The following is a 17,741-nucleotide window of genomic DNA, read 5'->3' on the forward strand; positions in this document are numbered from 1 at the left end:
TCCGCGAGAAAGGCCTCCATGAGCTTTGTGTTTCCGCCTCCCGCCGTCGTGTCGGTGCCCGTCGTGGGCCGCAGCGAACGGTTCCCCGTGGCCCGCGTGTACTGCGTCGGCCGCAACTACGAGGAACACGCCAAGGAGATGGGCTTCACCGGCCGCGAGCCGCCCTTCTTCTTCATGAAGCCCGCCGACGCGGTGGTGGTGGTCGACGCCGGACAGACCGGCGCCATCCCCTACCCCCGCCTCACCGCCAACTTCCACCACGAGATCGAGCTGGTCGCGGCCATCGGCAAGGGCGGCCGCAACATCAAGGCCGCCGACGCCCTCTCGCACATCTACGGCTACGCCGTGGGCCTGGACATGACTCGCCGCGACATCCAGAACGAGATGAAGAAGCAGGGCCGCCCCTGGGAGATCGGCAAGGCCTTCGACCACTCCAGCCCGATCGGCCCCATCACCCCGGTGGCCGAGGCCGGTGACATCCACAACGCCGCGATCTGGCTCAAGGTCAACGGCCAGGTGCGCCAGACCAGCCACGTGTCCAAGCTGATCTGGAACATCGCCGAGACCCTCGAGCACCTGTCCGCCGGCTGGGACCTGCAACCCGGCGACCTGATCTACACCGGCACGCCCGAGGGCGTGGCCGCGGTGGTCGCGGGCGACACCATGGAAGGCCATGTCGACGGCCTGGTGCCGCTGAAGGTCGAGGTCCGCGCGGCCTGATCCCATCCGGTGCGGGCCGGCCCCTGCGAGGGGCTTGCCCGCGCCCCTACACTTCACGCATGCGCAGCCCGATCAAGCATTGCCGCAACTGCGGCACCCCGGTCGTCTACCGCCTGCCGGACGACGGCGACACGCGCGAGCGCGCGGTCTGCCCGGCCTGCACCACCATCCACTACGAGAACCCGCTGAACGTCGTGGGCACCCTGCCCTACTTCGGCGAGCGCATCCTGCTTTGCCGCCGGAACATCGAGCCGCGCTGGGGCAAGTGGACCCTGCCGGCCGGCTTCATGGAGCTGGGCGAGACCGCGGCCCAGGGCGCGGCCCGCGAGACCGACGAAGAGGCCGGTGCACAGTTCGAGATGGAGGACCTGCTCTCGGTGGTGAGCATCCCGCACGTGGGCCAGGTGCACCTGTTCTTCCGCGCGCGGCTCCTGAGCGACCGGTTCGAGCCGGGCCCCGAGACCCTCGAGGCCCGCCTGTTCACCGAGGACGAGATCCCCTGGCCCGAGCTGGCTTTCCGCACGGTGCGCGAGACGCTGGTGCGCTACTTCGACGACCGCCGCCGCGGCGTGCACGCGGTGCACACCGTCGACATCATCGACTGAGCGCGGGCGCGCCCCCTACTCCCGCGTCTGGTCCGCGATCGACATGAACTTGTCGAAGTGCGCGAGCAGCACGTCGGCCAGGTTCGGGTCCAGGTGCCGGCCGCGATTGGCCTCGATGCGCTCACGCACCTGCGCCGGCGCGAGGCGCGCGGTGCGCGCGTGCTCGCCCGTGAGCAGATCGAACACCTCGGCCACCGTGACCAGCCTCGCCGACAGCGGGATCTGCTCGCCCTGCAGCCCCTCGGGGTAGCCGCTGCCATCCCATCGCTCGTCGCGCCAGCGCGCGAACTCCTGCGCGAGCCGCAAGTGGTTCAGGCCCACGAGCTGCGGCGCCAGCCGAGGGTCGTTGTGCGCCAGGCGCGCCAGCGTCTCGACATACAGCGCGATGCGCCTGCGGTGCCGCGAAGGCTCGCTGGCGGCCACGCGCCGCGCCACCTCCCCCTCCAGCGTGGCGTTCTCGCCGCTGAGGCGGTCACGTGCCCGCTTGAGTTCCAGGTGCGTGCGCACGCGGGCCAGGAGGATGGCCGGCGACACGGGCTTGGTGATGTAGTCGACCGCCCCGAGGGCCAGGCCGCGCTCCTCGTCACTCGGCGCGTCCATGGCGGTGAGGAAGATCACGGGGATGGCGCGGCAGCGCGGCTCGGTGCGCAGGCGCGCCATGACCTCGTAGCCGTCCAGGTCCGGCATCATGATGTCCAGCAGGATCAGGTCGGGCGCGGGGGCCTCGCGCAGCACCTGCAGCGCGCCGGCGCCGGAGCCGGCCACCTGCACCCGGTAGTGGGGCGCCAGCAGGTTGCCCACCACGCCGAGGTTGATGGGACTGTCGTCCACCACCAGCACGGTGGCAGCGGCGGGAACGGGCGACGTGAGGGTCATGCGGGCCCCGGGAGAACTCGGGGCGTCCCGTGCGGCCGCCCCTGCGGCCCATCATAGTCACGACACTGCACAAAGAAAACGGGCCAGCCCTTGGGAGGCTGGCCCGTTCAAAGAATGGTCGGCGTGGCGGGATTCGAACTCGCGACCCCTTGCACCCCATGCAAGTGCGCTACCAGGCTGCGCTACACGCCGACAAGCCTCGCAGTATAGCGTGAAAATCACGCTTTCCCGAGGTTGATCAGTGAGAAGGCGATAAAAGATCGCGGATCTCGAACAGCTCGCGACGCACCTGCAGCAGGTTCAGGGCCGCGACGTCGCGCGAAGCGGCATCGAGCGCCTGGGCTGCGTCGATCGAGATGGGTTGCGCGGGCTCGCCGCCATCGGCCTCCGCGGCCTCGACGACTTCGATGGGCTGAGCGCCATCGGGCAGGACCTCGCCCGCGCGGCGGCGGTCACGCTCGACCTGCACAATCTCCTGCAGCTTGTTGCGCGCGCCGCTGATGGTGAAGCCCTGGTCATACAGCAGGTCGCGGATGCGGCGGATCATCAGCACCTCGTGGTGCTGGTAGTAGCGGCGGTTGCCGCGCCGCTTCATCGGGCGCAGCTGCGTGAACTCCTGCTCCCAGTACCGCAGCACGTGCGGCTTCACGCCGCACAACTCGCTCACTTCACCGATCGTGAAGTAGCGCTTGGCGGGAATGTGCGGCAGGGGTTTCTCCATTGAAATCAAGGCTGTCCAGGCGAAACCTGCAAGGTTACTCCAACTGCGCAGGCGCCGGAAGCGGCGCCACGCGCCATGACGCGATTTATTCCTCGGCGCCGTTGCCCTGGATCATTTCCTTGAGCTTGTGGCTCGCATGGAAGGTGACCACGCGGCGCGCCTCGATCGGGATCGGCTCGCCGGTGCGCGGGTTGCGCCCGGGTCGCGGTGCCTTGGTGCGGATCTGGAAGTTGCCGAAACCCGAGATCTTCACGTCGTTGCCCTGGACCAGGCTGTCCGCCACCAGGTCGAAGAAGGCGTCGATCATGTCCTTGGACTCGCGCTTGTTCAGGCCGATCTGCTCGAACAGCATCTCCGCCAGCTGCGCCTTCGTCAGCGCCGGCGTCTCCAGGCTCATGGCGGCGAATTCCATCGGGTCCTCGCCGCCCTCGGGCGTGGTGAGTTCGGTCATGGCGCGATTCACCTCAGTCGGCCGCCCGTGGCGCGGGCGATGTTGTCCACGATGGCCTTGACGGCCGCCTCGATCTGTTCGTCGGTCAGCGTGGCGACGGGGCTGGCCAGCGTCAGGCGCACGGCCAGGCTCTTCTCGCCCGTGGCCAGTCCACCCTGGGCCTGCTGCGGCTTGTACAGGTCGAACAGCATCGCGTCGCGCAGCAGGCCGCCGGTGTCGGCGCCGCGCACGGCGGCCATCAGCGCGTCGTGCGTGACGGCATCGGCCACGATCACCGCGAGGTCACGCTCGGCGGGCTGGAAACGCGGCACCGGCTCGAAGGCGGCCTGCCGGCGGACCAGCACGGCGTCGAGGTCCAGCTCGAACACCAGCGGGGCGCCGGGCAGCTCCCACTGCTGGCGCCAGCGCGGATGCAGCTCGCCCAGCACGCCGATCTCGACGCCGTCGACCCAGATGCTGGCACAGCGGCCGGGGTGCAGCGCGGGGTGCTCGGTGGCGCGGAACTGCGCCTGCAGCGGGGACAGTAGCGTCTCGACGTCGCCCTTGAGGTCGAAGAAGTCGGCGCTGCCCTGGCCCTTGCGGCCCCACTGCAGGCCGTCCACCGGGCCATAGGCCAGGCCGGCCACGCGCATCGGCTGGCGCACGCCGCGCACGGTGGTGTCCGTCGTGGTGACAGCGTCGTCCCGCAGGAAGACGCGGCCCAGTTCGAACACGCGCACCCGGTCGGCCTTGCGGTCCAGGTTGTGGCGCAGCACCTGCAGCAGCGAGCCGACCAGCGACGAACGCATGACCGACATCTGGCTGGCGATGGGGTTCAGCAGCTTGACCGGGTTGGCGTTGCCGGCGAGGTCTCGCTCCCACGCTTCCTCGACGAAGCTGAAGTTGATGGTTTCCTGGTAGCCCAGCGAGGCCAGCAGGCGGCGCACGGCGAAGCGGCTGCGGCGCGACTCGGTCGCCGGGCGCGCCACGATGGGGGCCAGCGGCGGCGTGGTCGGCAGGTTCTCGTAGCCGATGATGCGCACCACTTCCTCGATCAGGTCCTCCTCGATGGCGAGGTCGAAGCGGTGCGGTGGCGGCGTGACGGTGAGGAGGTCGCCGTCGACGGCGACCTCCAGGCCGAGGCGGGCCAGGGCCCCGCGGCACTGTTCGACCGTGAGCGGCATGCCGATCACCTTGGCGGCGCGCGAGGCGCGCAGCGTGACGGGCGTGCGCTCGGGCAGGCCGACCACGGTGTCGTCGATCGGGCCTGCCTCGCCGCCGCAGATCTCCTGCACCAGGCGGGTGATGTGCTCGACGTGTTCCACCGTCAGGCTCGGGTCCACGCCGCGCTCGAAGCGGTGGCCGGCGTCGGTGGAGAAGTTGAAGCCGCGCGAGCGGCCCTGGATGGCCTGGGGGAACCAGAAGGCGGCCTCGACATACACGTGGCGCGTGTCGTCGCAGACGGCGGTGGAGTCGCCGCCCATGATGCCGGCCAGGGACTCGACCTGCACGTCGTCGGCGATCACGCCGACCTTCTCGTCCAGGCTCACGGTGTTGCCATTCAGGAGCTTGAGCTGCTCGCCGGCCCGGGCCCAGCGCACGTGCAACGAGCCGTGGATCTTGTCCAGGTCGAAGATGTGGGTCGGGCGGCCGTACTCGAACATCACGTAGTTCGAGATGTCCACCAGCGCGGTCACGCTGCGCTGGCCGCAGCGCGCCAGGCGGTCCACCATCCACTGCGGCGTCTTCGCCTTCGTGTTCACGTTGCGCAGCACGCGGCCGGTGAAGCGGCCGCACAGGTCGGGCGCGGTCACCTTGACCTTCACATGGCCGTCATGCGCCGGCTTGACGGGCTCGATCGCGGGCGTCAGCAGCGGTGCGCCGGTCAGGGCCGACAGCTCGCGCGCCACGCCGTACACGCTCAGGGCGTGGGCCAGGTTGGGCGTGAGCTTGAGGGTGAACAGCGTGTCATCCAGGTTCAGGTGCTTGCGGATGTCCTCGCCGATGGGCGCATCGGCCGCCAGCTCCAGCAGGCCGCCATGGTCCTCGGACAGCTGCAGCTCGCGGGCCGAGCACAGCATGCCCTGGCTCTCGACGCCGCGCAGCTTGCCCAGCTTGATCTGGAACGGCTTGCCGTCCTCGCCGGGGGGCAGCTCGGCGCCCACCAGGGCGCAGGGGATGCGGATGCCGGCGCGGGCGTTGGGCGCGCCGCAGACGATGTTCAGCAGGGCGCCCTGCCCCACGTCGACCTGGCACACGCGCAGGCGATCGGCATTGGGGTGCTGGACGGCTTCCTTGATCTCGCCGACCACGATCTTCGTGAACGGGGGCGCGACGGGGCGCAGGTCCTCGACCTCGAGGCCGCCCATGGTCAGCGTGTCGGCGAGTTCTTGGGTGGACAGCGGCGGGTTGCAGAACGCGCGCAGCCAGGACTCGGGGAATTGCATCTTGGTGTGGTCGGAATCGGGTTAACGGAACTGGCGCAGGAAGCGGACGTCGCCGTCGAAGAACAGGCGCAGGTCGTTCACGCCATAGCGCAGCATGGTCAGGCGGTCCGGGCCCATGCCGAAGGCGAAGCCGATGTACTGCTCGGGGTCCAGGCCCATGTTGCGCACCACGTTCGGGTGCACCTGGCCGGAGCCCGCGACCTCGAGCCAGCGACCGGCCAGCGGGCCGCTCTGGAACTGGATGTCGATCTCGGCGCTGGGCTCGGTGAACGGGAAGAAGCTGGGGCGGAAGCGCAGCTTCAGGTCGTCGCTCTCGAAGAAGGTGCGGCAGAAGTTCGTGAAGACGACCTTCAGGTCCTTGAAGCTCACGTTGCGGCCCAGCCAGAGGCCTTCGCACTGGTGGAACATGGGCGAGTGCGTCGCATCGCTGTCCACGCGGTAGGTGCGGCCGGGGGCGATCACGCGGATTTCCGGCAGTTCAGCCTTGCCCGCATGCTTCTTGATGTGGGCATGCGCGTAGCGCACCTGCATCGGGCTGGTGTGCGGACGCAGGTTGTAGGGGATGCCGTCCTCGCCCTTGAGGTCCACGTAGAACGTGTCCTGCATCGAACGCGCCGGGTGGTTGGGCGGGTTGTTCAGCGAGGTGAAGCTGTGCCAGTCGGATTCGATCTCGGGGCCATCGGCCACGTCGAAGCCCATGCTGGCGAAAATCTGCTCGATGCGCTCCATCGTGAGGCTCACCGGGTGCAGGCCGCCGGGCTCACGGGCACGGCCGGGCAGCGTGACATCGAGGGCCTCGGCCTTGAGCTGGGCTTGCAGCTCGGCATCGGCCAGGGCCTGGCGGCGGGCGTTCAGCGCGGCCTCGATGGCCTGCTTGGCCTGGTTGATGGCGGCGCCCCGGGTCTTCTTCTCCTCGACGCTCAGGGCAGCCATGCCCTTCATCAGCTCGGTGATGCGGCCGGACTTGCCGATGAATTGCGCCTTGGCATCCTCCAGCTGGGCCGGGGTGGCGGCGGCGGCGAAGGCCGACTGCGCGGCGTCGACGATGGAATCGAGTTCGTTGCTCATGGGAGAGAAAAAAACAGGGCTAGTGCCTTGCAAGCCCTAGCCCTGTCCAGGTTGGTTGCGACCGGCACCCATGCCCGAAGGCATCAGCGCCGAACGTGAACTCAAGCCGCCAGCTTGGCCTTGACTTGCTCCACGATGCCGGCAAAGGCGGCCTTGTCATGGACGGCGATATCGGCCAGGACCTTGCGGTCGATGGCGATGCCGGCCTTGCGGATGCCGTTGGCGAACTGGCTGTAGGTCAGGCCCAGTTCACGCGCGGCGGCGTTGATACGCGCAATCCACAGCTGACGGAAGACGCGCTTCTTGGCGCGGCGGTCACGGTAGGCGTATTGGCCCGCCTTCATCACCGCCTGTTTGGCGATGCGGAAGACGTTGCCACGACGGCCACGGAAGCCCTTGGCCAGGGCGAGAACTTTCTTGTGGCGGGCGCGAGCGGTGACACCACGTTTGACGCGAGGCATGTGTTACTCCTTGTTCGTCAGTTGATCAAAGGCCGGCGAACGGGAGCATCTGCGCCATGTGACCCATGTTGGTCTCATGGACGGCAACGGCACCGCGCAGCTGACGCTTGTTCTTGGTGGTCTTCTTGGTCAGGATGTGACGCTTGAAGGCTTGACCGCGCTTGACGGTGCCACCGGGACGAACGCGAAAACGCTTCTTCGCGCTGCTCTTGGTCTTCATCTTGGGCATGTGACTGCTCCTTCTTGGTTGTGCTCGTGAGGCGCCCCGGAAACTTTCCAGGGACTTGAGGGCCCCGAGCCACTTGTTGCCTCGGGGCGACCAACCCCGGGGCGACTAACTCTGTGGATCCTTGCGGATCAGGCTGCGGCGCCCTGGGGCGCCGCCCACCTTCAAGCCGAAGCGCCCTGCGGGGCTTCGGGGGCCGGCTTCGCAGCCGGCGCCGGCTTCTTCTTGCCCGGCGCGATCATCATGATCATCTGCCGGCCTTCCAGCTTCGGGAACTGCTCGACGACGATGGTGTCGGCGAGGTCGTCCCGGATGCGGTTCAGGAGCGCCATGCCCAGTTCCTGGTGCGTGATCTCGCGGCCGCGGAAGCGCAGCGTGATCTTGCACTTGTCACCGTCCGCCAGGAAGCGCCGGATGTTGCGCATCTTGATGTTGTAGTCACCGTCATCGGTGCCCGGGCGGAACTTGACTTCCTTGATCTCGATGACCGTTTGCTTGGCTTTCGCTTCGGCCGCCTTCTTCTGTTCCTGGTACTTGAACTTGCCGTAGTCCATCAGCCGGCAGACCGGCGGGTTGGCGGTGGCAGCGATCTCGACCAGGTCCACGTCCAGCTCGCCGGCCATGCGCAGGGCTTCCTGCAGGCTGACGATGCCGAGGGGCTCGTTCTCCGGCCCGGAAAGACGGACTTCCGGGGCCATGATTTCACGGTTCAGGCGGTGCTTGCGTTCCTCGCGTTGGCGACGGTCGCGGAAATCAGTAGCGATGGTGGCTTCCTCAAAAAATCAATGGGTTCAGCGCTTGTGGGCGATGTCGTCGCGGATGCGTTCGATGAACGCTTCGATCGGCATCGCACCCAGGTCCTGGTTGCCCCGGGCGCGCACGGCGGCTGCGCCTGCGGCCTTCTCCTTGTCGCCCAGGACGAGGATGTACGGCAGCTTTTGCAGCGAATGCTCCCGGATTTTATACGTAATTTTCTCGTTACGCAGATCCAGCTCGACCCTAAGCCCTTGATTTTGCAGCGTTTTGGCCACTTCCCGGGCGTATTCGGCCTGGGAGTCGGTGATATTGAGCACCGCCACCTGCACCGGCGACAGCCACGTGGGCAGCGCCCCGGCATGCTGCTCGATCAGGATGCCGATGAAGCGCTCCATGCTGCCGACGATGGCCCGGTGCAGCATCACGGGGCGGTGGCGGTTGCCGTCCTCGCCCACGTATTCGGCGTCCAGGCGCTCGGGCATGGAGAAGTCGACCTGGATGGTGCCGCACTGCCAGTGGCGGCCCAGGGCGTCCTTGAGCGTGTACTCGATCTTGGGGCCGTAGAAGGCGCCGTCGCCGGGGGCGATCTCGAACTCGCAGCCCGACGCGCGCAGGCTCTCCATCAGGGCGTGTTCGGCCTTGTCCCAGCTCTCGTCGGAGCCGATGCGCTTCTCGGGACGCGTGGCGACCTTGTAGATGATGTCGGTGAAGCCGAAGTCCTGGTAGACCTTCTGCAGCAACGCGGTGTAGGCCAGGCACTCGGGCAGGATCTGGTCCTCGGTGCAGAAGATGTGGCCGTCGTCCTGGGTGAAGCCGCGCACGCGCATGATGCCGTGCAGGCCGCCGGTGGGCTCATTGCGGTGGCACTGGCCGAACTCGCCGTAGCGCAGCGGCAGGTCGCGGTAGCTCTTGACGCCCTGCTTGAAGATCAGGATGTGGCCGGGGCAGTTCATCGGCTTGAGCGCGTAGTCACGCTTCTCCGACTCCGTGGTGAACATGTTCTCGCGGTACTTGTCCCAGTGGCCGGTCTTCTCCCACAGGGTCTTGTCCAGCAGCTGCGGGCCCTTGACCTCCTGGTAGCCGTTGTCGCGGTAGACGCGGCGCATGTACTGCTCCACCTCCTGCCACACGGTCCAGCCCTTGGGGTGCCAGAAGACGACGCCAGGGGCGTGGTCGTCGATGTGGAACAGGTCCAGCTCGCGGCCCAGCTTGCGGTGGTCACGCTTCTCAGCCTCCTCCAGCATCGTGAGGTACTGCTGCAGGTCCTCCTTGCTCGCCCAGGCCGTGCCGTAGACGCGCTGGAGCATCTCGTTGCGGTGGTCGCCGCGCCAGTACGCGCCGGCCACCTTCATCAGCTTGAAGTGCTTGAGCTTGCCGGTGGAGGGCACGTGGGGGCCGCGGCACAGGTCCTCGAAGGCGCCCTCGCGGTACAGGCTCACGTCCTCGTTGGCGGGGATGCTGGCGATGATCTCGGCCTTGTAGTGCTCGCCGATGCCCTTGAAGTAGGCCACGGCCTCGTCGCGCGGGAGCACGCGGCGCACCACGGGCTCGTCCTTCGCGGCCAGCTCGGACATGCGCTTCTCGATGGCGGCCAGGTCCTCGGGCGTGAAGGGACGCTTGTACGAGAAGTCGTAGTAGAAGCCGTGCTCGATGACCGGGCCGATGGTGACCTGCGCGTCGGGGAACAGCTCCTTGACCGCGTACGCGAGCAGGTGGGCGGTGGAGTGGCGGATCACCTCCAGGCCGTCGGCGTCCTTGGCGGTGACGATGGACAGCGGCGCGTCGTGGTCGATCACGAAGCTGGTGTCGACGACCTTGCCGTCGACCTTGCCGGCCAGGGCGGCCTTGGCCAGGCCGGCGCCGATGGAGGCGGCGACCTCGGCCACCGTGACCGGGCCGGGGTAGTCGCGTTTGGAGCCGTCGGGGAGCGTGACTTGGATCATGGTGTTCAGGTGCTTCGGGGGAGAAAAGAAAAAGCGCGGTCGGGTGCCGCGCTTTGTTTGGGGGCCCGGTGGACCGGACGAACGCGACTAGGCCGCCATCAGGAGATGGTGTCCTCGTGCGTAGTTCGCGGTGTCATAACCGGTGTGCCTTTCTCGCCCTTGTGGATTGGAGACGCCGGATTTTAACCGCCGCATGGAAAAAGCCCGCCGGCAGGACGCCGGCGGGCATGTCTCCTCGCCGCCTCAGGCGGACTCCTTGGAAATCAGTGGAACTGTTCTTCCTCGGTGGAGCCGGTCAGGGCCTTCACGGAGGACGAACCGCCCTGGATCACGGTGGTCACGTCGTCGAAGTAGCCGGCGCCGACTTCCTGCTGGTGCGACACGAAGGTGTAGCCCTGCTCGCGCGCCTTGAACTCGGGTTCCTGCACCATCTCCACGTAGTGCTTCATGCCTTCGCCGCGGGCATAGGCGTGGGCGAACTTGAAGGTGTTGTACCAGTTGACGTGGATGCCGGCCAGGGTGATGAACTGGTACTTGTAGCCCATCTCGGAGAGCTTCTCCTGGAACTCGGCGATGGTCTTGTCGTCGAGGTTCTTGCGCCAGTTGAACGAGGGCGAGCAGTTGTACGACAGCAGCTTGCCGGGGTGCTTGGCATGCACGGCCTGGGCGAACTCGCGGGCGAAGCCCAGGTCGGGCGTGCCGGTCTCGCACCACACCAGGTCGGCGTAGTCGGCATAGGCCACGCCGCGGCTGATCGCCTGCTCCAGGCCGTTCTTCACGCGGTAGAAGCCCTCCTGGGTGCGCTCGCCGGTCAGGAACGGCTTGTCGTTGGCGTCATGGTCCGAGGTGAGCAGGTTCGCGGCCTCGGCGTCGGTGCGGGCCAGCACGATGGTGGGCACGCCCATCACGTCGGCGGCGAAGCGCGCGGCGATCAGCTTCTCGCAGGCTTCTTGCGTGGGCACCAGCACCTTGCCGCCCATGTGGCCGCACTTCTTCACCGCGGCCAGCTGGTCCTCGAAGTGAACAGCGGCGGCGCCGGCGGCGATCATGTTCTTCATCAGCTCGTAGGCGTTGAGCACGCCGCCGAAGCCGGCTTCGGCATCGGCCACGATGGGCAGGAAGTAGTCGATGTAGTCCTTGTCGCCAGGGCCGATGCCGCGCGACCACTGGATCTCGTCGGCACGCTTGAAGGTGTTGTTGATGCGGCGGACCATGGTGGGCACCGAGTCGTAGGCGTACAGCGACTGGTCGGGGTACATGGTCTCGGAGGTGTTGCCGTCGGCAGCGACCTGCCAGCCGGACAGGTACACGGCCTCCAGGCCGGCCTTGGCCTGCTGCATGGCCTGGCCGGCGGTGATGGCGCCGAAGGCGTTCACGTAGCCCTTGGCCGCGCCGCCGTTGACCAGGTCCCAGAGCTTCTCGGCGCCGCGGCGGGCCAGCGTGTTCTCGATCTGGAGCGAGCCGCGCAGGCGCACCACGTCGGCCGCGGAGTAGCCGCGCTTGATCCCCTTCCAGCGCGGGTTCTCGGCCCAGTCCTTTTCGAGCTGGGCAATCTGCTGTTCACGGGTCAGGTGGGTCCAGTGGGTCATGAAACGCTCCTTGATGAGATGGTTGGAATGAGTGAATCGCTGGGATCCACTCTAAGTCTTGTAGAAGACTTGACCAATCTCTTATGTCTTATACAAGACAAAATATTTTTTCATTGAAAATCAATGACTTGCATATCACATTCCTCAATACGGAATGCAACTTCTTATATTGAGAAAAATTGCGGCGGCGCACCATCACTCATTTCTCACGATGCGAAACGCCTGCCAAGATCTGAAATGCGCCCCTGCGCGCAGGCATGATCGGCACCGCATGAGCACGCGCCGCCCCCCACGCCCCGTCGCCTACGCCTGCCTCGCCCTGAGCATGGCGCTGGTCGGCGCCTATGTCGCGCTGTCGCGCCCGCTCGTGGCGGCCTTCCCGGTGATGCTGCTGGCGTGGCTGCGCTTCGGCATCGGGGCGCTGGCCATGTGGCACTGGGTGCCGCGCCCGGCCTCGGAACCGCCGATGACGCCGCGCACGCGGGCCCTCGTGTTCCTCGAGTCCTTTCTCGGCAACTTCCTCTTCTCGGTGTGCATGCTGTTCGGCGTGAGCATGACCAGCGCGGTCTCGGCCGGCGTGATCATGGCCGCGATCCCCGCGGTGGTGGCTCTCCTGAGCCGCGTCTTCCTCGGCGAGCGCATCACGCGAAGCACGGCGGCCGCGATCGCCTGCGCCGCGGCCGGCATCGCCCTGCTCGCCCTGGCACGGCAGCCCGCCGGCAGCGCCGCCGCGGGGCCGCAGGCCTGGCTGGGCAACCTGCTGGTGTTCGGCGCCGTGCTGTGCGAGGCCGCCTACGCGGTGATCGGCAAGTCGCTCACCGGCGCGCTGGGGCCGCGCCGCATCACCGCCCTGATCAACCTCTGGGGCCTTGCGCTGGTCACGCCCTTCGGGCTGTGGCAAGCGCTGTCGTTCGACTTCGCCCGCGTCACGCCGGGCCAGTGGGCCCTGCTCGTGTTCTACGGGCTGGCGGCCAGCGTGTGGACCGTGTGGCTGTGGATGACGGGGCTGCGCACCGTACCCGCCGCGAAGGCCGGCGTGTTCACCGTGATGCTGCCGGTGTCCGCCGCGCTCGTGGGCGTGCTCGCCCTGGGCGAGCCGATGGGCGCGGCCCAGTTGCTGGCCCTCGCGGTATCGCTCGCCGGGGTGGTGCTGGCGACGGCCAGCGGGCGTCGTTAGCGGCTCATCTCCAGAGGGAAAACACGGTGTCGCACCAATGAAAAAAAACGACATCTCCCAATGAAAAAAGCCTGTTTTCGCTTGGAAACGCGTTTTTTCTCCCTTAGCATTCGAAATGCCATCGGGGACTCGCGTCCGCTGTGGTGATCAATCAACTTCTAGAAGGAATTTCGATCATGGCAACTGCGAAGAAAGCCGCGGCAAAGAAAGCCGCTCCCGTGAAGAAGGCCGCCGCCCCCGCCAAGAAGGCGGCTCCGGCCAAGAAGCCCGCCGCGAAGAAGGCCGCCCCGGCCAAGAAGGCTGCAGCCCCGGCCAAGAAGGTCGCCGCCAAGAAGGCCGCCGCCCCCGCGAAGAAGGCCGCTCCGGCCAAGAAGGCCGCCGCTCCCGCGAAGAAGGTCGCTGCCAAGAAGGCCGCTCCCGCCAAGAAGGCCGCTCCCGCCAAGAAGGCTGCCGCGAAGAAGGCCCCCGCCAAGAAGCGCACCCCGAACGCCGCGTTCATGAAGCCCCTGACCCCCAGCGCCGCCCTGGCCGCCGTGGTGGGTGGCAACCCCCTGCCCCGCACCGAGATCGTCTCGAAGCTGTGGGCCTACATCAAGAAGAACAAGCTGCAGGACGCCGTGAACAAGCGCATGGTCAACGCCGATGCCAAGCTCAAGGAGCTGTTCGGCAAGGCCCAGGTCTCGATGTTCGAGATGGCTGGCCTGATCGGCAAGCACGTCAAGTAAGCCTCGCGCTGCACGACGAAAAGGGCCCCACGGGGCTTTTTGCCTCGCGCCACACGTCGAAAAGGGCCCCACGGGGCCCTTTTTCATTGCTGTTTCGCAGGGGCCGCGCGAGGCGCGCCCCCACCGAAAGGACTAGGGTGTGTCATCGAATTCCCCGGGCCCGGGGAATCCGATGACATACCCTAGCGCTTCAGCGCCGCCTCGCGCAGCGCGCTGAGCGTGCCGCGGGTGGTCAGGACCTCGGGGTCCAGCATCACCTCGATCACCGTGCCCTCGCGCCGGTCCAGCGCCGCGCGCAGCGCCGGCTCGAACTGCCCGGTGCGCTCCACCCGCTCGCCCGCCCAGCCGAAGGCCCGCGCCATCGCGACGAAATCCGGGTTGACCAGGCCGGTGGCCTGCACGTGCGTGGGGTACTCGCGCTCCTGGTGCATGCGGATGGTGCCGAGCATGCCGTTGTTCAGGATGACGATGATCGACTTGGCGCCGTACTGCGTCGCCGTGGCCAGCTCCTGGCCGTTCATGAGGAAGTCGCCGTCGCCGGCGATGGTGAAGGCGGTGCGGCCGGTCACCAGGTTGGCGGCGATGCCCGCGGGCACCCCGTAGCCCATGGCGCCGCTGGTGGGCGCGAGCTGGATCTTGTGGCCGCGCGCCAGGCCCGGGTGGCGGTAGAAGCGGTGCAGCCAGGTGGCGAAGTTGCCGGCGCCGTTGGTGACGGCCGCATCGCGCGGCAGCAGCCTCTGCACGACGCCCATGATGGCCGCCATGTCGATGTCGCCCGGCAGGGCCTGCGGCTGCAGGTTGCCGAGGTAGTCCGCATGGGCCGCGGCGGTCCATTCCGCCCAGGGCAGCTCGGGCGGGGCGGTGAGCACCTCGAGCGAGCGCGCCGCCGCGCTCATGCTGGCCTGGATGGCGAGGTCGGCCTGGTAGACGCGATGGAGTTCCTCCGCGCTGGCGTGGATGTGGACCAGCGTCTGCGACGCCTTGGGCGGCGTGAGCAGCGTGTAGCCGCCGGTGGTCATCTCGCCCAGGCGCGGCCCGATGGCGATGACCAGGTCGCTCTCGCGGATGCGCGCGGCCAGCTTGGGGTTGATGGCGATGCCGACGTCGCCGGCGTACTGCGGGTGGTCGTTGTCGAAGGTGTCCTGGAAGCGGAAGGCGTTGCCGACCGGCAGCTTCCAGTTCTCGGCGAAGCGCTGCAGCGCCTGCGCGGCCTGCGGCGTCCAGCCGCCGCCGCCGGCGATGACGAAGGGCTTGCGGGCCGCCAGGAGCATCTCGCGCAGGCGGCGCAGCGCGCCCGGGTCGCTCCAGGCCTCGACCGCCTCCACGCGGGGCAGCGCGCGGGCCTGCACCTGCTGCGTGAGCATGTCCTCGGGCAGCACCAGCACCACCGGGCCGGGGCGGCCGTTCATGGCGGTGGCGAAGGCGCGGGAGACGTACTCGGGGATGCGCGCCGCGTCGTCGATGCGCTCGACGCGCTTGGCCATGCCCTTGGTGCTCGGGCCGAAGAAGCTGCAGAAGTCCACCTCCTGGAAGGCCTCGCGGTCACGCTGGTCACTGGCGACGTCGCCGACGAAGACCACCATCGGGGTGGAGTCCTGGAACGCGGTGTGGATGCCGATGGAGGCGTTGGTCGCGCCGGGACCGCGGGTGACGAAGCACACGCCCGGGCGGCCGGTGAGCTTGCCGACGGCCTCGGCCATGAAGGCCGCGCCGCCCTCGTGCCGGTTGACGATGAACTGGATGCGCTCGCGGTGCGCGTGGAAGCCGTCGAGCACGGCCAGGAAGCTCTCGCCGGGCACGCCGAAGGCATGGGTCACGCCCTGGGCGACGAGGCAGTCGACCAGCAGGTGGCCGGCGAGGGTGGGGGATGCGGGGGTCGTGGTCATGCAGGCGAGGAACGTGGGGACTTCGAGGCGGATGATCTTAGCCGCCGCCCTCCCCCGCCCCTGTCGCCGGCGCAGCCCCCGGCTCGAGTGCCGACAGCTCGCCGCTGACGCTGCCGCCCTCCTCGATCACCAGCTTGCCGTAGCGGACCTGGCCGCCCACGCGGCCGGTGGCATGGACGACCAGCTTGTCGCGCGCGGTGAGGCGGCCCTCGAAGCTGCCACGCACCTCGGCCTGCTCGACCTCGGCCGACCCCTTGAAGGTGCCGCGCTCGGCGATGCGCAGCAGCCGCACCGACAGGTCGGCCTCGAGCGTGCCCTCGACCAGCAGGCTGTCGCACTCGTGCACCTCGGCGCACTTGGCGCGCACCCGCGCGCCGACCACGAGCCGGCCCTCGCCGTCGGGCGTGGCCGTGGGCGCGGGGGCGCGGCGAATGCCGGCATGGAGGGCGGGCTGCAGGGCCATGGCGATTCAATACCCCACCTGGTAGCGGCGCCCGCGCCACCGCAGGACCGCGGCACCCGCGCCGATCTCCTCGACCTGCAGCCCCGGCGCGGGCTCGGCGCCCTCGCCCACCACCTGGCCGTTCACGACCAGCATGCGCTGCGCCGCGTTCGCCGAGTGGACACCTCCGGTGATGGCGAGCCGGGGCGCGTCATCGGGCAGGCCGCGGCCGGGTGCTGCGCTTCGTACCGCAGCGGGTGTCTCGGCGGAGGTTGCGGGGGGCGACGCGCCGCGCGATGCCACGGGTGATCCCGTGCCCGCCGCCGCACGCGCCGCGGCCCGCACGACGGCCGGGGCGGCCACGGGGACCCCGGCCGGCGCGCGCGCCGTGCGTCGAGCAGGCGGGTCGGCCTCGGGCGGCGGCAGGATCGCGTGGGCGGGTCCGGCGGACCCCTCCGGGCCCGCCTGGACCCGCACCGCCCGGGCCTCCAGCGGCGCGACCCGCTCGGCCCAGCGGGTCACCGCCTCGTGCGGCCGCAGCTCGCGCCAGGCCACGAGCGCCGCCAGGACCAGCACCAGCACCACGGCCCAGGGCAGCAGCCGGCGGGCCAGCGGCGCGCGCGCCGACGCGGCGCTGTCGTCGTCGCTGTCGTCGTCGTCGCGCGGCGGCAGCGGGCGGGCGTGGATCCCGCGGGCCGGGTCGGCCTCGCGCTGGGCATCGGCGCGGCGCAGCGCCTCGAGGATGAACGACATGGCCGCCCCGCTCAGGGTTGCGTGCGCAGGCGCGGCTCGTCGATGCCCGCGGCGCGATTGAGTTGCATGAAGGTCAGGGGATCGAGCCGGCCGGTGGCCGGCAGCCCCTGGGCCACCTGGAAGGTGCGCAGGCGGCCGCGCAACGCCCGCTCCTGCGTGACGACCGCCTCGGCCCGCCCGCCCGGCTCGCCGCGCGCGAGCTGGCTGGAGGCCCAGGTCACGACCGGGCCCTCGTCCAGGTCGGCCGCACGGCCGGAATATCCGGGCGGACCGCGCCAGAGGGTGGACCAGCCCCCCTGCCAGCGGGTGGCCAGCGCGCGCAGCGTGACGGTCTGCTCCACGCCGCCGGCGCGCAGCGTGGCGCTGTCGTCGGTGAGCCCCACCAGGAGCGCGTAGGCGGGCCGGCCGGTCGCCGCGTCGAGGGTCACGATGCCCGGTCGCCCGAGCTGGCGGATCAGGCCCAGGCTGGCCCCCGGCAGCGTGAAGCAGCGAAGCTGCTCGGCGGCCACCCCGGCGCAGGGGTCGCCCTGCGCCGGCAGGTCCGCCCGCCACTCGCGCGCGAGCTCGCGCCAGGCGACCGCGTGGTCCCGCAGCAGCAGGGCCGAGGGGGACACCGCAGCCTCCCGGTTGCTCGGCCCGGGACCCGGCGCCACGGCCAGGACGGCGCGCGCACCGGCATCCCAGGCGCCGCCCGCCGCGTCGCTGCCCCCGCCGCGCACGCCGCGCGCGGCCCCGGGGCCACGCGGCGCATCCGCTGCCCACCACCCGGCGGCACCGGCCGCGACACCGCCCGCCACGGCGGCCACCACCGCCGCAGCGGCGAGGCCCAGCGCGAGGCCGGCCTGCCGCAGGGGCGCAGGCGGCCCCGCAGGCAGCCACGCGGCCAGCCGGGCCAGGCCCCGGCGCGGGGGGGGGG

At 69.2% G+C, this 17,741-nt stretch carries 17 protein-coding genes, 1 tRNA gene and 1 pseudogene; 4 read left to right on the forward strand and 15 right to left on the reverse strand.

Annotation, left to right across the window (positions count from 1 at the left end; translation table 11 throughout):
* The first annotated feature begins 18 nt into the window (after positions 1-18).
* Complete coding sequence (locus tag ACT80S_RS00335; RefSeq protein WP_377411300.1) at positions 19-720, forward strand: fumarylacetoacetate hydrolase family protein; 702 nt, start codon at positions 19-21, stop codon at positions 718-720.
* Positions 721-779: 59 nt separating this feature from the next.
* Entirely contained in the window at positions 780-1,325 is a 546-nt protein-coding gene (locus ACT80S_RS00340) for an NUDIX hydrolase (protein ID WP_377411303.1), read from the forward strand.
* Between the two features lie 15 nt (positions 1,326-1,340).
* Here ACT80S_RS00340 and ACT80S_RS00345 read toward each other — a convergent pair whose 3' ends face one another.
* The 11 genes from ACT80S_RS00345 to aceA all read right to left on the reverse strand — a co-directional run bounded on the left by ACT80S_RS00345 (position 1,341) and on the right by aceA (position 11,842).
* Positions 1,341-2,201, reverse strand: coding sequence for a response regulator (locus ACT80S_RS00345; RefSeq protein WP_377411305.1), 861 nt, complete (start codon positions 2,199-2,201; stop codon positions 1,341-1,343).
* Positions 2,202-2,316: 115 nt separating this feature from the next.
* Positions 2,317-2,393 (reverse strand) — tRNA-Pro (locus ACT80S_RS00350).
* A 46-nt stretch (positions 2,394-2,439) separates the two neighbouring features.
* A complete protein-coding gene (locus tag ACT80S_RS00355; RefSeq protein WP_377411308.1) occupies positions 2,440-2,922 on the reverse strand; it encodes a MerR family transcriptional regulator in 483 nt (160 codons plus the stop codon).
* An 85-nt stretch (positions 2,923-3,007) separates the two neighbouring features.
* The gene (locus tag ACT80S_RS00360; RefSeq protein ID WP_377412591.1) at positions 3,008-3,334 is read right to left on the reverse strand and encodes an integration host factor subunit alpha; all 327 of its coding nucleotides are present in this window, start codon (positions 3,332-3,334) and stop codon (positions 3,008-3,010) included.
* A gap of 47 nt (positions 3,335-3,381) precedes the next feature.
* Positions 3,382-5,799, reverse strand: coding sequence for a phenylalanine--tRNA ligase subunit beta (pheT, locus tag ACT80S_RS00365; RefSeq protein ID WP_377411311.1), 2,418 nt, complete (start codon positions 5,797-5,799; stop codon positions 3,382-3,384).
* A gap of 21 nt (positions 5,800-5,820) precedes the next feature.
* Entirely contained in the window at positions 5,821-6,867 is a 1,047-nt protein-coding gene (pheS, locus tag ACT80S_RS00370) for a phenylalanine--tRNA ligase subunit alpha (RefSeq protein ID WP_377411314.1), read from the reverse strand.
* 101 nt (positions 6,868-6,968) lie between these two features.
* A complete protein-coding gene (gene rplT / locus ACT80S_RS00375) occupies positions 6,969-7,328 on the reverse strand; it encodes a 50S ribosomal protein L20 (protein ID WP_377411317.1) in 360 nt (119 codons plus the stop codon).
* Between the two features lie 25 nt (positions 7,329-7,353).
* Complete coding sequence (gene rpmI, locus ACT80S_RS00380) at positions 7,354-7,557, reverse strand: 50S ribosomal protein L35 (RefSeq protein ID WP_013519334.1); 204 nt, start codon at positions 7,555-7,557, stop codon at positions 7,354-7,356.
* Between the two features lie 161 nt (positions 7,558-7,718).
* Positions 7,719-8,318 carry a translation initiation factor IF-3 gene (gene infC, locus ACT80S_RS00385; protein WP_377412594.1) on the reverse strand — a complete coding sequence of 200 codons (600 nt, stop codon included), beginning with the start codon at positions 8,316-8,318 and terminating at the stop codon, positions 7,719-7,721.
* A 27-nt stretch (positions 8,319-8,345) separates the two neighbouring features.
* Positions 8,346-10,253, reverse strand: coding sequence for a threonine--tRNA ligase (thrS, locus tag ACT80S_RS00390; RefSeq protein WP_377411321.1), 1,908 nt, complete (start codon positions 10,251-10,253; stop codon positions 8,346-8,348).
* 263 nt (positions 10,254-10,516) lie between these two features.
* Entirely contained in the window at positions 10,517-11,842 is a 1,326-nt protein-coding gene (gene aceA / locus ACT80S_RS00395) for an isocitrate lyase (RefSeq protein ID WP_377411324.1), read from the reverse strand.
* A 271-nt stretch (positions 11,843-12,113) separates the two neighbouring features.
* On the opposite strand from aceA, the gene ACT80S_RS00400 reads away from it, so the two are divergent.
* Positions 12,114-13,019, forward strand: a complete 906-nt coding sequence (locus tag ACT80S_RS00400) for a DMT family transporter (RefSeq protein WP_377411327.1) — start codon at positions 12,114-12,116, stop codon at positions 13,017-13,019.
* A gap of 176 nt (positions 13,020-13,195) precedes the next feature.
* The gene (locus tag ACT80S_RS00405) at positions 13,196-13,744 is read left to right on the forward strand and encodes an SWIB/MDM2 domain-containing protein (protein WP_377411330.1); all 549 of its coding nucleotides are present in this window, start codon (positions 13,196-13,198) and stop codon (positions 13,742-13,744) included.
* A gap of 182 nt (positions 13,745-13,926) precedes the next feature.
* Here the strand turns inward: ACT80S_RS00405 and ACT80S_RS00410 are convergent, their stop codons facing one another.
* From ACT80S_RS00410 to ACT80S_RS00425, 4 genes and pseudogenes are all read right to left on the reverse strand, one after another.
* Positions 13,927-15,630, reverse strand: coding sequence for a thiamine pyrophosphate-binding protein (locus ACT80S_RS00410; protein WP_377411333.1), 1,704 nt, complete (start codon positions 15,628-15,630; stop codon positions 13,927-13,929).
* A 37-nt stretch (positions 15,631-15,667) separates the two neighbouring features.
* Positions 15,668-16,093, reverse strand: coding sequence for a bactofilin family protein (locus ACT80S_RS00415; RefSeq protein WP_377411335.1), 426 nt, complete (start codon positions 16,091-16,093; stop codon positions 15,668-15,670).
* A 6-nt stretch (positions 16,094-16,099) separates the two neighbouring features.
* On the reverse strand, positions 16,100-16,825 hold the full coding sequence (locus ACT80S_RS00420; RefSeq protein ID WP_377411338.1) for a general secretion pathway protein GspB: 726 nt from the start codon (positions 16,823-16,825) through the stop codon (positions 16,100-16,102).
* 11 nt (positions 16,826-16,836) lie between these two features.
* Positions 16,837-17,741: pseudogene (locus tag ACT80S_RS00425) on the reverse strand (peptidoglycan-binding protein); the annotation flags it as partial.

Source organism: Ramlibacter sp. MAHUQ-53 (genome assembly GCF_052600055.1).

Coding starts and splice junctions, on each gene's coding strand:
- ACT80S_RS00335 (WP_377411300.1), top strand. CDS start 19: ATGAGCTTTGTGTTTCCGCCTCCCGCCGTCGTGTCGGTGCCCGTCGTG.
- ACT80S_RS00340 (WP_377411303.1), top strand. CDS start 780: ATGCGCAGCCCGATCAAGCATTGCCGCAACTGCGGCACCCCGGTCGTC.
- ACT80S_RS00345 (WP_377411305.1), bottom strand. CDS start 2,201: ATGACCCTCACGTCGCCCGTTCCCGCCGCTGCCACCGTGCTGGTGGTG.
- ACT80S_RS00355 (WP_377411308.1), bottom strand. CDS start 2,922: ATGGAGAAACCCCTGCCGCACATTCCCGCCAAGCGCTACTTCACGATC.
- ACT80S_RS00360 (WP_377412591.1), bottom strand. CDS start 3,334: ATGGAATTCGCCGCCATGAGCCTGGAGACGCCGGCGCTGACGAAGGCG.
- pheT (WP_377411311.1), bottom strand. CDS start 5,799: ATGCAATTCCCCGAGTCCTGGCTGCGCGCGTTCTGCAACCCGCCGCTG.
- pheS (WP_377411314.1), bottom strand. CDS start 6,867: ATGAGCAACGAACTCGATTCCATCGTCGACGCCGCGCAGTCGGCCTTC.
- rplT (WP_377411317.1), bottom strand. CDS start 7,328: ATGCCTCGCGTCAAACGTGGTGTCACCGCTCGCGCCCGCCACAAGAAA.
- rpmI (WP_013519334.1), bottom strand. CDS start 7,557: ATGCCCAAGATGAAGACCAAGAGCAGCGCGAAGAAGCGTTTTCGCGTT.
- thrS (WP_377411321.1), bottom strand. CDS start 10,253: ATGATCCAAGTCACGCTCCCCGACGGCTCCAAACGCGACTACCCCGGC.
- aceA (WP_377411324.1), bottom strand. CDS start 11,842: ATGACCCACTGGACCCACCTGACCCGTGAACAGCAGATTGCCCAGCTC.
- ACT80S_RS00400 (WP_377411327.1), top strand. CDS start 12,114: ATGAGCACGCGCCGCCCCCCACGCCCCGTCGCCTACGCCTGCCTCGCC.
- ACT80S_RS00405 (WP_377411330.1), top strand. CDS start 13,196: ATGGCAACTGCGAAGAAAGCCGCGGCAAAGAAAGCCGCTCCCGTGAAG.
- ACT80S_RS00410 (WP_377411333.1), bottom strand. CDS start 15,630: ATGACCACGACCCCCGCATCCCCCACCCTCGCCGGCCACCTGCTGGTC.
- ACT80S_RS00415 (WP_377411335.1), bottom strand. CDS start 16,093: ATGGCCCTGCAGCCCGCCCTCCATGCCGGCATTCGCCGCGCCCCCGCG.
- ACT80S_RS00420 (WP_377411338.1), bottom strand. CDS start 16,825: ATGTCGTTCATCCTCGAGGCGCTGCGCCGCGCCGATGCCCAGCGCGAG.